Origin of the sequence: Leisingera sp. ANG-Vp (assembly GCF_000813725.1) — a bacterium.
Taxonomy (GTDB): domain Bacteria; phylum Pseudomonadota; class Alphaproteobacteria; order Rhodobacterales; family Rhodobacteraceae; genus Leisingera.
Genome location: NZ_JWLD01000044.1, coordinates 229,647 through 241,779, shown reverse-complemented (window position 1 = coordinate 241,779; position 12,133 = coordinate 229,647). Strand labels below are relative to the sequence as shown.

The 12,133-nt window shown below is 62.9% G+C and carries 9 protein-coding genes; 5 read left to right on the top strand and 4 right to left on the bottom strand.

The genetic code is table 11. The features are described 5' to 3' along the window. The first annotated feature begins 215 nt into the window (after positions 1 to 215). Positions 216 to 977, top strand: a complete 762-nt coding sequence (locus RA20_RS15320; RefSeq protein WP_039130484.1) for an NAD kinase — start codon at positions 216 to 218, stop codon at positions 975 to 977. A 388-nt stretch (positions 978 to 1,365) separates the two neighbouring features. On the opposite strand, the gene RA20_RS15315 is transcribed toward RA20_RS15320, so the two are convergent. The 4 genes from RA20_RS15315 to RA20_RS15300 all read right to left on the bottom strand — a co-directional run bounded on the left by RA20_RS15315 (position 1,366) and on the right by RA20_RS15300 (position 7,789). Then, positions 1,366 to 2,817, bottom strand: coding sequence for an amidase family protein (locus RA20_RS15315; RefSeq protein WP_039130481.1), 1,452 nt, complete (start codon positions 2,815 to 2,817; stop codon positions 1,366 to 1,368). 104 nt (positions 2,818 to 2,921) lie between these two features. After that, the gene (prpE, locus tag RA20_RS15310; protein ID WP_039130544.1) at positions 2,922 to 4,814 is read right to left on the bottom strand and encodes a propionate-CoA ligase PrpE; all 1,893 of its coding nucleotides are present in this window, start codon (positions 4,812 to 4,814) and stop codon (positions 2,922 to 2,924) included. 264 nt (positions 4,815 to 5,078) lie between these two features. After that, a complete protein-coding gene (locus RA20_RS15305) occupies positions 5,079 to 5,471 on the bottom strand; it encodes a GFA family protein (protein WP_039130479.1) in 393 nt (130 codons plus the stop codon). Between the two features lie 44 nt (positions 5,472 to 5,515). After that, a complete protein-coding gene (locus RA20_RS15300) occupies positions 5,516 to 7,789 on the bottom strand; it encodes an NADP-dependent malic enzyme (protein WP_039130475.1) in 2,274 nt (757 codons plus the stop codon). 163 nt (positions 7,790 to 7,952) lie between these two features. Between RA20_RS15300 and RA20_RS15295 the strand changes: the two genes are divergently transcribed. From RA20_RS15295 to RA20_RS15280, 4 genes are all read left to right on the top strand, one after another. After that, complete coding sequence (locus RA20_RS15295) at positions 7,953 to 9,038, top strand: cupin domain-containing protein (protein ID WP_039130473.1); 1,086 nt, start codon at positions 7,953 to 7,955, stop codon at positions 9,036 to 9,038. Positions 9,039 to 9,182: 144 nt separating this feature from the next. After that, a complete protein-coding gene (locus tag RA20_RS15290) occupies positions 9,183 to 9,575 on the top strand; it encodes a cytidine deaminase (protein ID WP_039130471.1) in 393 nt (130 codons plus the stop codon). Then, positions 9,575 to 10,879 carry a thymidine phosphorylase gene (locus tag RA20_RS15285; protein WP_039130469.1) on the top strand — a complete coding sequence of 435 codons (1,305 nt, stop codon included), beginning with the start codon at positions 9,575 to 9,577 and terminating at the stop codon, positions 10,877 to 10,879. The genes RA20_RS15290 and RA20_RS15285 overlap by 1 nt, the downstream gene beginning before the upstream one ends. Beyond that, positions 10,879 to 12,090, top strand: coding sequence for a phosphopentomutase (locus RA20_RS15280; protein WP_039130466.1), 1,212 nt, complete (start codon positions 10,879 to 10,881; stop codon positions 12,088 to 12,090). The genes RA20_RS15285 and RA20_RS15280 overlap by 1 nt, the downstream gene beginning before the upstream one ends. Positions 12,091 to 12,133: the final 43 nt, after the last annotated feature.

Sequence of the window (12,133 nt, the reverse complement as noted above, 5' to 3'; positions counted from 1 at the left end):
ACAGCGCTTGGGTGAAAAAGCCGGGATCACGGGTCGCTTCAGTCATGGTGGCTCCGTTAGAGAAGGGATCAGAATTGAGCGATTTCCTATCGGAAACTTCATTGCGCCGGAACCCCGTAAAACGACATATCCCTGCGACAGAACGGCAACTATGGTCATCGGCGGAAAGCTGTGATTGTTTCGGAACCAGTTGCCTAACACCGGAAACAGATTTCATGAGTTTGAGAATCGCATTTCTGGCCAGCGAAGTGGATGTGGCGCAAGAGGCGCTGGAAACACTGAGCCGCCGCTACGGCCAGGAGACGCCGGAAAAGGCTGATGTTATCGTGGCCTTGGGCGGCGATGGCTTCATGCTGCGCACCCTGCATACCATGGTGAATCACCCCGCGCCGGTTTATGGCATGAACCGCGGCACCGTCGGCTTTCTGATGAATGAATACCGCGAGGACGGGCTGATCGAACGGCTTGAGGAAGCCGAGCAGGAGATCATCAACCCGCTGTCGATGACCGCCATGGACCGGCGCGGTAATGTGCACAAGGCGCTGGCGATCAATGAGGTGTCGCTGCTGCGGGCAGGCCCGCAGGCGGCGCGGCTCAGGATTTCGGTGGACGGGCGCGTGCGGATGGAAGAGCTGGTCTGCGACGGGGCGCTGGTGTCGACGCCTGCCGGTTCCACGGCCTACAACTATTCCGCCCATGGTCCGATTCTGCCGATTGGCGCTGATGTCTTGGCTCTGACGGCAATTGCCGCGTTCCGGCCCCGGCGCTGGCGCGGGGCCTTGCTGCCCAGCAACGCGATGGTGCGGTTTGACGTGCTGGAAGCCGGCAAGCGCCCGGTGATGGCGGATGCGGACTCGATTTCGGTGGCGGATATAGACTGGGTCGAGATCCGGACCGACCCGGAAATCCGCCATAAAATACTGTTCGATCCGGGGCATGGCCTGGAGGAAAGGCTTATTTCTGAGCAGTTTACCTGATGCTTTAATGCAGGCTTCACGGATTTGTGAAGAAACAGGTAACGATTCTGTGCGATGATTTACCCACAGGCGGATGTGGATGACACCTGTCAAAGGGCTGAAGTGCCACAGAGCCGTGCCGGCGTGTTTGTACGTTCCAGTTTAATTCTTGTTGCCGGTCAAGCCCGCGGAACCTGAGACAGAACGCCAGGTTCAACGAATGCGGCTAGTCGAGCATGTATTGTAGCGAGTGATCTGGGTTGGAAGTTCCCCGGGGGCCGGTTCAGTCCGTTCCCCGGGACCTTAGGTGCTTGTACGTGTTGATCCCGCCTGAAAATTCCGGGATCAGGCCAGCCCTGCTTTGGCAATTCTATCACCTGCAATGAGCCTGATTGCCAAAAACGCCTGGTCAGTCCGGTCTGGCTGTTGCCCCGTCCATCCTTTCCCACAGCGGCAGGCACATGCGGCCGGCTCTTGCCTCGATTGCCGCGCAGGCATCCACGGCCAGGTCCTCGCGCCACCGCCGGGCGGCGATCTGCACGTTGATGGGCTGGGGGCCACCCGGCAGCGCCGCCAGCCGGGCAGGGACCGAGGCCGCAGGCAGCCCGAGGAAGTTCATCGCATAGGAATAGACTGCGCAGCCCAGCACCTCATGCACCCCTTCCGCCCCTTCGGTATCTCGGTCCGGCTTGAAGAAAGGCTGCGGCAGGAAGGGCGACAGCACCAGAGGGTAATCCTCCAGGAACAGTGACCACTGGCGCGCATAATGGGTGCGCTTGGCCATCATCTGCAAAAGCTCCTCTCCGGCGAAGGGCGGGAACTCCTGGAAATAGACCGCAAAGATATCGCGCACGGTCTGCGATCCGGCCGCATCCACGTCGCCTTTCATCAGTGCATAGATCTCCCCCATCAGCGCCCGGTACCCGGTGCGCCCGGCCTCAAATACATTGGGAGGTTCTATTTCCTCAACCGCGTAGCCCGCGTCGGTCAGCGCGTCGCGGGCAAAATCCAGCGCGGCGCCGACCTCGGGGTGCAGGTCATAGCCGTGGGTGTTTTTAGTGAAGGCGACCTTGACGGGGCCCTCAAGATCTTCGCCGCGCCAGGGCAGCGGCACATGGAACGGATCGCGCGGATCCGGGGCGACCAGACTGGGCATTGACAGATGCAGGTCTTCGGCCGAACGGGTAATCAGCCCCTGCACGGACATCAGCTGCGCCAGCAGCCCCCGCTCGGCGCTTTGGCTGGGGTTCCAGGCAGGGACCCGGCCGAGGCCAGGCTTTACCGTCACCGCGCCATTGGCGGCGGCGGGAAAGCGCAAGGAGCCGCCGATGTCATTGCCATGGCCCAGGGCGCCGATCCCGGCCATCACTGCAGAACCGGCGCCGCCGGAGGAGCCGCCCGGCGAGATATGCCGCCCCCAGGGGTTATGGGTGCGCCCGTGCAGCGGGTTGTCGGTGTCGGCGCGAAAGGAGAATTCGGGCGTGTTGGTGCGCCCGATCACCACCGCACCGGCCTTTTGCAGATTTTCCACCACCGGGGCATCCGCCGGGGCGATCAGGTCTTTTAGCGCGGTCACGCCGTTGGAGGTTGCATGGCCTTTCTGGTCGATATTGATCTTGATGGTGACCGGCACGCCGTGCAGAGGTCCAGGCTCGGCGCCTGCCGCGCGCGCCTGGTCCAAGCCGCGGGCGCGTTCCAGCGCCTCGGTGCTTAAATCCTCGACAACTGCGTTCAGCTCCGGATTGACCGAATTCATCCGGGTGATGGAGGCCTGCACTGCCGTTTCCGCGCTGACGTCGCCGGTGCGGGTGAGCTTTGTCAGCTCGGTGGCGCTCAGGCGCCAGATGCCGGTGTTTTCCATGCTTATGCCTCCTTGGCCGCAGCCTAGGCGGGCGGGGCGGAGTTGCAAGCAAAACCGGGCGGCAAAGCCGCCCGGATCCGGTAATTCTCAGGTTCTTTAATCGGTCAGGCTTTTGCGTAGCCGATTGTCTGCAGCGCAACGGTGATCTCGTCCAGAATCGCCGGGTCGTCGATCGTTGCAGGCATCTTCCAGGGGGTGCCGTCAGCGATGTTCACCATGGTGCCGCGCAGGATCTTGCCGGAGCGTGTCTTGGGCAGACGGTCTACCACCACCGCCAGCTTGAAGGCCGCCACCGGGCCGATCTTCTCACGCACCAGTTTGACGACTTCGGACACCACCTCTGCGTCGTCGCGGTCAGCTCCGGCATTCAGGCACAGGAAACCCACCGGCATTTGCCCCTTGAGGCTGTCTGCCACACCGATGACCGCGCATTCCGCCACATCCGGGTGGCCTGCCAGCACTTCCTCCATGCCGCCGGTTGAGAGGCGATGCCCGGCCACATTGATCACGTCATCGGTGCGCGCCATGATGTAAAGGTAGCCGTCCTCGTCTTTCATGCCGGCATCGCCGGTCTCATAGTAGCCGGGGAAGGTGGTGAGATAGCTTTTCCGGAACCGCTCTTCCGCATTCCACAGCGTCGGCAAAGTGCCCGGCGGCAGCGGCAGTTTCACTGCGATGGCGCCCAGCTCGCCCGGCGCCACCGGGTTGCCGCCTTCGTCGAGGATATCGACCTCATAGCCGGGCATCGGCACCGCCGGTGAGCCCAGCTTGGTTGGCAGTTCCTCAATCCCTAGCGGGTTCGCCGCAATCGACCAGCCGGTCTCTGTCTGCCACCAGTGGTCCACCACCGGCGTCCCCAGCTGCTCCTGCGCCCAGGTGATGGTGTCGGGATCGGCGCGCTCGCCGGCCAGATAGACCTGGTTCAGGCAGGAGAGGTCGTATTTCTTGACGTATTCGCCCTTGGGATCCTCGCGTTTCACCGCGCGGAAAGCAGTCGGTGCGGTGAAGAAGCTTTTCACCTTATGCTCGGAAATCACCCGCCAAAAGGTGCCTGCATCCGGGGTGCCCACCGGCTTGCCCTCAAACACGATGGTGGTGTTGCCGTGGATCAGCGGCGCATAGCAGATATAGCTGTGGCCCACGACCCAGCCCACATCCGAGGCGGCCCAGAACACATCGCCGGGATCGACGTTGTAGATGTTCTTCATCGTCCAGTTCAGCGCCACCAGCTGGCCGGCAGTATGCCGGATCACACCCTTGGGCTGGCCGGTGGTGCCGGAGGTGTAGAGGATATAGGAGGGGTGGTTGCCCTCAACCGGCACACATTCGGCAGGCTCCACGCCGTACTGGAACCCGTGCCAGTTCACGTCACGCCCCGGGACCAGCTCTGCCACTTCCTGCTCGCGCTGGAAGATCACGCAGAAGTCCGGCTTGTGTGCGGCCAGGTCGATGGCGCCGTCCAGCAGCGGCTTGTAGTGCACGGTGCGCCCCGGCTCGATCCCGCAGGAGGCGGCGATGATCGCCTTGGGCTTGGCATCGTCGATCCGCACCGCCAGTTCGTTGGAGGCAAAGCCGCCGAACACCACCGAATGCACCGCACCGATACGGGCGCAGGCCAGCATCGCCTCCAGCGCTTCGGGGATCATTGGCATGTAGATGATGACGCGGTCGCCTTTTTCCACGCCCTTGGCGCGCAGGGCGCCAGCCAGAGTTGCAACGCGGTTGCGCAGCTCGGCATAGGAGATTGCACGCTTGGTCTGGGTGACCGGGCTGTCATAGATGATCGCGGTCTGCTCGCCGCGGCCCTCTTCGACATGGCGGTCGACGGCGTTGTAGCAGGTGTTCACCTTGGCATCGGCAAACCACTCGTAAAGCCCGTCGCCCTTGTCAAACAGCGCCTGTTTCGGGGCTTCGTCCCAGCTGATCGCCTGCGCCGCGTCCATCCAGAAACCTTCCGGATCCCGTTTCCAGCCGGCGTAAATATCCTGATATCCCATGGTGTTCATCTCCTCCTGCACTCTGCGTAGGCGAGAATGCGTCAAACGGGCAAGTTTTGAGCCGTTCTCACGCAAGGTTGGTCAAGGAATTTACAGCTTCACGCCCCGAACTCGAGGGGTTTGTAAAATGTTTACAGCAAAGCTGCGGCTGCCAGGTTGCCTGTTTTGCAAACAGGGCTTTGCTGCAGAATAATCGCCCTGGTCCCAAGGCGATTTGCAAAACTGCAAATTCTTCTGCTGCAAACACCCGCGGCAATCCGGGAATCACCCGCCCGAGGATTTGGCATAGCGGGGCAGGGTGTCTTTCAGGTCCAGCCAGGTGACATGCTCGGAATGAAAGACATGGAACCGCGGCGGCATATCGCTGGGGCTCTCCAGCGTTGCCGTATAGAGGTGGATGTTCACCGTGTCTTTGGCATTGCGGTAGGCCATCTGGGTGCCGCAGCTGCCGCAGAACAGACGTTCGACATCCTCTGAGGACCGGTAGACTGCCGGCTCAGTCCCGGACCACTCCACTGCCTCATGCGGCAGTCCGAAAAATGCGGTAACAGGTGCCGCGCAATTGCGGCGGCAATCGGCGCAGTGGCAATAGCAGCTCCAGGCCGCCTCGGCCTGGCTCTCCCAATGCACTGCGCCGCAGTGGCAATGCCCTCTCATAACTGGCCTCCCTGGATGGGCGGCCGGCTAATGGGGCCGCCGGATTAACCGTAGTGCGCCACCGGGGTTCCGGCAATGGCGGCCATGTTCAAAAGCCCGCGGGCGGTGATCGAGGGCGAGACGATATGGGCGCGGTTGCCCATGCCCATCAGAATCGGCCCCACTTCCAGCCCGCCGGCCCGCATCTTGAGGATGTTGCGCACCCCCGAGGCCGCGTCGGCATGGGCAAAGATCAGCACATTGGCCGCACCCTCCAGCCGCGAGTTGGGGAAGATGCGCCCGCGCAGCTCAGGGTCCAGCGCGGTGTCGATGTTCATCTCGCCCTCATAGGCAAAATCCCGGCGCTTGTCGTCGAGGATCTCCAGCGCGTCCCGCAGGCGCGAGCCGGTGTCGCAGGAGATATTGCCGAACTGCGATTGCGAGCACAGCGCGATTTTCGGCTCGATGCCAAAGCGGCGCACATGGCGGGCAGCGCCCATCACGGTTTCGGCGATCTGTTCCGGGGTCGGCTCGATCCGCACATGGGTGTCGGCGATGAACAGCGGCCCGTCCTCCAGGATCATCATCGACAGCGCCCCGTGCGGCGAGTAGCTGTTGCCGCCCAGAACCTGCTGCACATAGTTCATATGCCAGCGGTATTCGCCGAATGTGCCGCAAATCATGCTGTCCGCCTCGCCGCGGTGCACCATGATGGCGCCGATCGCCGTGGTATTGGTACGCATGATCGCTTTGGCCAGATCCGGCGTCACACCCTTGCGCTGCATCAGCTTGTGGTAGCTGTTCCAGTAGTCGTAGTAGCGCGGGTCGTGTTCCGGGTTCACCAGCTGGAAGTCGCGGCCGGGGCGCACGTCCAGCCCCAGTTTTTCACAGCGGCGCTCAATCACTTCCGGGCGGCCGATCAGGATCGGCGTCTCGGTGGTTTCTTCCAGGATCGCTTGGGCGGCGCGCAGCACCCGCTCATCCTCGCCCTCGGCAAAGACAATGCGGCGGGCGGCAGCGCGGGCCGCCTCGAACACCGGCCGCATCAGCAGCGCCGACTTGAACACCGTCTGGTTCAGCTTCTGGCGGTAGGCGTCCATGTTTTCGATAGGGCGGGTGGCCACGCCGCTTTCCATCGCGGCCTTTGCCACGGCCGAAGAGACAACCGCCACCAGACGCGGGTCAAAGGGTTTGGGGATCAGGTAATCCGCGCCGAAATTCAGCTGCTCCCCCTTATAAGCCGCCGCAGCCTCGGCGCTGGTGGTTGCGCGGGCCAGCTCGGCAATACCATCGACACAGGCGATTTGCATCTCGTCATTGATCTCGGTTGCCCCCACATCCAGCGCGCCGCGGAAAATGAAAGGGAAGCACAGCACATTATTGACCTGATTGGGAAAATCGCTGCGCCCGGTGGCGATGATTGCCTCCGGCGCCACCTTGCGGGCAGCCTCGGGCATTATCTCGGGCGTCGGGTTGGCCAGCGCAAAGATGATCGGGCGCTCTGCCATCTTCGCCACCATCTCGGGCTTCAGCACATTGGGGCCGGAGAGGCCAAGGAACAGGTCGGCGCCATCCACCACCTCATCCAATGTCCGCTTGTCCGAGGCCTGGGCAAAGGCCGCTTTCTGCGGATTCATGTCCTCTTCGCGGCCTTCATAAACCAGCCCGTGGATATCGCAGAGCCAGATGTTCTCGCGTTTCACCCCAAGCTTCACCAGCATGTTGAGGCAGGCAATCCCTGCCGCGCCGCCGCCGGTGGAGACGATCTTGATGTCCTCAAAGCTCTTGCCCGCCACATGCAGCGCGTTCTTGGCCGCGGCCCCCACCACAATTGCGGTGCCATGCTGGTCGTCATGGAACACCGGAATGTTCATCCGCTCGCGGCACAGCTTTTCCACCACAAAGCAATCCGGCGCCTTGATGTCTTCGAGGTTGATCGCGCCAAAGGTCGGCTCCAGCGAGCAGACGATATCCGCCAGTTTCTCCGGGTCGCTTTCGTTTACTTCAATGTCAAAACAATCGATGCCCGCGAAGTTCTTGAAGAGGACCGCCTTGCCTTCCATCACCGGCTTGGACGCCAGCGCGCCGATGTTGCCAAGCCCCAGAACCGCCGAGCCGTTTGACACAACCGCAACCAGATTTCCGCGCGAGGTATAGCGGGCGGCATTGGCTTCATCCGCTTTGATCTCGGTGCAGGCCTCGGCTACGCCGGGCGAATAAGCGCGGGCCAGATCGCGCCCGTTGGCCATCGGTTTGGTCGCGCGGATCTCAAGTTTCCCGGGCTGCGGAAACTCGTGATAGTTGAGCGCGGCTTGGCGCAGGTTCTGGGAATCGGACATCTGGCGCTCCTCGGAAATCGTATTGTTTAGCGTTAAACCATTTTTCCTGCCGGAAACCTAGTCCAAACTGACGCAAATGAACGCGGCGGCAGGGGCGGTGGCGGGTTCTTGCAATCACATTGCCGCACCGTCACTCTCCTGCCAAATGAATTGGGAGTGAAAAATGAGCGACGTAATCGCCGAATTCCGCCTGCCGACAGATGAGCTGCGCAACGATATTCCGTTTTTTACCAAGGTCTTGGGCATGAAGATGGATTCGATTTACCCGGCCGATGATCCGCGCATCGCCGTCTTTTCCGGCCATGGGCTGCGGCTCAGGGTTGAAAAAGGGGCAGAGGAAAGCCCCGGCACAATCCGCATTCTGACTGAAGATCCTGATGGATTTGCCGAAGGCCGGCGCCGCCTGTTCGCGCCCAATGGCACGAAGATCGAGATCGAGGAGCGGCATCCGCCGATGGTGATGCCGGAGACCGTGCACAGCTTCGTGGTGCGCCGCCTGAAAGATCAGGCGCCCTGGATCATTGGCCGCGCGGGCATGCATTACCGCGACCTGGTGCCGGACCGGCTGGGCGGCTCGATCATCGCCAGCCACATCCGCATCCCTGACGGCGGCCCGGTGCCCGACATGGTGCATTTCCACCGGGTCGGCTTCCAGCTGATCTTCTGTATCCACGGCTGGGTTGATGTTGTTTACGAGGATCAGGGCGAAAAGATGCGCCTGACCGCGGGTGACTGCTTCATCCAGCCGCCGGAAATCCGCCACCGGGTGCTGGAGGCCAGCGACAATGTGCAGGTGATCGAGATCGGCGTTCCGGCCGAGCATGTGACTGAAATTGATCACGAAATGACACTTCCGACACCGCACTACCGGCCAGAGCGCGAATGGCAGGGCCAGCGGTTCGTCTACAACACGGCGGAAGGCGCCGAGTGGATGCCGTTCCGCCTGCCGGGCTACATCTGCCGCGACACCACGATTGCCGAAAACACCAAGGGTGTGGCGGGCGTGCAGGTGGTGCGCCGGGGGGAAGGCGATCCGCAGTGGGCGGCGCATGACACTGACATTCACTTTACCTTTGTGATGAATGGCGAAGTGACGCTGGAGGGAGAAGGCCGCGAGCCGTACCGTCTGGAGCAGGGGGATGCCTTTGTGATCCCGCCCGGCATGAAGACCCGTCTCAGCGGTCCGTCAAGCGATGTTGAATTGCTGGAGGTGACGCTGCCCGGTGTATTTAACACCACGCTTGGCTGATCAATGTGCACTGCCCGCCCAGCAGCGGGGGCAGGCGGGCAGTGAATTAACCGAAAAATGGAAAGGCAGGGCTTCACCTTTCCCTGCTGCAACCGCTATCCTGCGGCATCTTGACCAGATGATCAAAAAAACGGGGAATCGTCCATGAGCCTCAAAGCCGCCGCCGCCGCCGTCCGTGAAAACGCCCACGCGCCTTATTCGAATTTCAAGGTTGGCGCCGCCATCCGCTCAGCCTCGGGCCAGATCTATGTCGGCTGCAATGTGGAAAACGTGGCCTATCCCGAAGGCACCTGTGCCGAGGCCGGCGCAATTGCCGCGATGGTGGCCGCAGGGGAAGCCGAGCTGGCCGAGGTCTATGTGATCGCCGACAGCCCGTCGCCGGTGCCGCCTTGCGGCGGCTGCCGCCAGAAGCTCAAGGAATTCGGCGCAGGCGCGGTCAAGGTCACCATGGGCACCATCGACGGCGGCGAGCAGGAAACCACCATCGGCGAGCTGCTGCCCGGTGCCTTTGATGCCGGCCATATGGAGCGCAGCTGATGGATGCCCGGGCCATAAACGCCAAGCTGCGGCGCCGCGAGGTGCCAAGCGAGGATGAATTGCGTTGGTTTGCCAATGGCTTGGCAAATGGCGATGTCACCGACGCCCAGGCTGCGGCCTTTGCCATGGCCGCCTGTTTCCAAAGCATCGGCACTGAGGGCTGCAGGGCGCTGACCCTGGCAATGCGCGACACCGGCGATGTGCTGAAATGGGACCTCGACGGCCCGGTGCTCGACAAGCATTCCACCGGCGGTGTGGGGGACTGCGTCTCGCTGCTGCTCGCACCTGCGCTGGCCGCCTGCGGCGCCTATGTGCCGATGATCTCGGGCCGCGGCCTGGGCCATACCGGCGGCACTCTGGACAAGCTGGAGGCGATCCCCGGCGTCAATACCCAGGTCAGCGAAGATCACCTGAAGGGCATGATGCAGGACGTGGGCTGCGCCATTGTCGGCGCAACCGCGCAGATCGCGCCAGCGGACAAACGGTTCTACGCCATCCGCGATGTCACCGCGACAGTTGAAAGCATTGAGCTGATCACTGCCTCGATCCTGTCCAAGAAGCTGGCTGCCAGCCCGGACGCGCTGGTGCTGGATGTGAAGATCGGCTCGGGCGCATTCATGAAAACGGCCGAAGAGGCGCGGGCGCTGGCACAATCCATGTGCGACGTGGCCAATGCCGCGGGCTGCCGGACCTCCGCGCTGATCACCGACATGAACCAGCCGCTGGCGCCCTCGCTGGGCAATGCGCTGGAAGTGGCGGAAGTGATGCGGCTGCTGACCGGGCAGGCCGCAGGTCCGCTGGTTGAGATTTCTGCCGCTTTGGGCGGCGAGCTGCTGGTCCACGCGGGCCTTGCCACCGATGTGCAGGACGGCGCGGCCAGGATTGCCGCCACCCTTGGCGATGGCCACGCGGCTGATATCTTTGGACGCATGATTGCGGCAATGGGCGGCCCTGCTGATTTTGCCGGGAACTGGCAGGCCCATCTGCCGGGCGCCGAGGTGCAGCACGACGTCAAAGCCCCCGCCGCGGGACATGTTGCGGCAATGAACGGCGAGGCGCTTGGCCTGGCAGTTGTCGGCCTGGGCGGGGGCCGGATGGTGGAGAGCGACCGCATCCATCCCGGCGTAGGTGTCTCCGGCATGGCCCGCCTCGGTCAAGAGGTCGCGGCAGGGGATGTGATCGCATGCATCCATGCCGCCAGCGAGGATGACGCAAAGGCGGCGGAAGCCGCTGTCCTTGCCGCCATTGCCATTGAGGAGAAGCCCGCAGAGCTGCCGCCGCTGGTTCACGAAAGGATCTCCTGATGGCCCGTGCCTTCCTAGTGGTGATGGATTCCGCGGGCATCGGCGGTGCCCCGGATGCCGGAAAGTTCTTCAACGGCGATCTGCCGGACCTTGGCGCCAATACACTGGCCCATATCGCCCAGGCCTGCGCTGCCGGGCAGGCGGAGGAAGGCCGCAGCGGCCCGCTGAACCTGCCCAATCTGGAGCGGCTGGGCCTGGGCGCCGCAATGCGGCTGGCCTCGGCCGTGCCGTTTCCAGGACTGGACGCCGAACCGCAAGGGCTCTGGGGCTGCGCTCGTGAACTCAGCCCCGGCAAAGACACTCCGTCAGGCCATTGGGAGCTGGCAGGCCTGCCCGTGCCCTGGGACTGGCACTATTTCCCCGACGCGGCGCCGTCGTTTCCCTCAGATCTGACGGCTTTTGTCGCCGCCCGGGCGGGCACAGATGGCATTCTTGGCAACAGCCATGCGCCGGGAACGGCAATTATCAATGACCTCGGTGCCGAGCACATGCGCACAGGTAAGCCGATCTGCTATACCTCCGCCGACAGCGTCTTTCAGATCGCCGCGCATGAAGAGAGCTTCGGCCTGGACCGGCTGCTGGCGCTTTGCGAAGCGGTTGCCCCGCGGCTGCACGCCATGAAGGTGGGGCGGGTCATTGCACGCCCCTTCACCGGCTCGCCGGAGCAGGGGTTCACCCGCACCGCCAACCGGCGCGACTATGCGATCAAACCGCCGGCGCCGGTGCTGACCAACTGGGTGCAGGACTCAGGGCGCACGGTCCATGCCATTGGCAAGATCGGTGATATCTTCACAATGTCCGGTATCGACACGCTGAAAAAAGGCCCGGATGCCAAGCTGATGCAGCATCTTTCTGATGCGGTGGACACGGCGGAGGACGGCAGCCTCACCTTCGCCAATTTTGTTGAATTCGACAGTGTCTACGGCCACCCGCGCGACATCTCCGGCTATGCCCGGGCGCTGGAGTGGTTCGACGCGGAACTGGGCCGCCTGCTGCCTAAATTGCGCGAGGGCGATATGCTGCTGCTTACTGCTGATCATGGCAACGATCCCAGCTGGCCCGGCTCCGACCACACCCGCGAACAGGTGCCTGTTCTGATCGCAGGGCTTGACGCCGGCATTATCGGGCAGGTCAAATTCGCCGATGTGGCGGCCTCCATCGCCGCCCATCTGGATGTCCCGGCCCAAGGTCCCGGTAAAAGCTTTCTTTGACCTCATGGTCAAAACCTGCTTGCCTGCCGCAGCCAAGCCCGTA

What these genes read in the sequence shown, in the direction of transcription:
- RA20_RS15320 (WP_039130484.1), top strand. Translation starts at nt 216, where the DNA reads ATGAGTTTGAGAATCGCATTTCTGGCCAGCGAAGTGGATGTGGCGCAA.
- RA20_RS15315 (WP_039130481.1), bottom strand. Translation starts at nt 2,817, where the DNA reads ATGGAAAACACCGGCATCTGGCGCCTGAGCGCCACCGAGCTGACAAAG.
- prpE (WP_039130544.1), bottom strand. Translation starts at nt 4,814, where the DNA reads ATGGGATATCAGGATATTTACGCCGGCTGGAAACGGGATCCGGAAGGT.
- RA20_RS15305 (WP_039130479.1), bottom strand. Translation starts at nt 5,471, where the DNA reads ATGAGAGGGCATTGCCACTGCGGCGCAGTGCATTGGGAGAGCCAGGCC.
- RA20_RS15300 (WP_039130475.1), bottom strand. Translation starts at nt 7,789, where the DNA reads ATGTCCGATTCCCAGAACCTGCGCCAAGCCGCGCTCAACTATCACGAG.
- RA20_RS15295 (WP_039130473.1), top strand. Translation starts at nt 7,953, where the DNA reads ATGAGCGACGTAATCGCCGAATTCCGCCTGCCGACAGATGAGCTGCGC.
- RA20_RS15290 (WP_039130471.1), top strand. Translation starts at nt 9,183, where the DNA reads ATGAGCCTCAAAGCCGCCGCCGCCGCCGTCCGTGAAAACGCCCACGCG.
- RA20_RS15285 (WP_039130469.1), top strand. Translation starts at nt 9,575, where the DNA reads ATGGATGCCCGGGCCATAAACGCCAAGCTGCGGCGCCGCGAGGTGCCA.
- RA20_RS15280 (WP_039130466.1), top strand. Translation starts at nt 10,879, where the DNA reads ATGGCCCGTGCCTTCCTAGTGGTGATGGATTCCGCGGGCATCGGCGGT.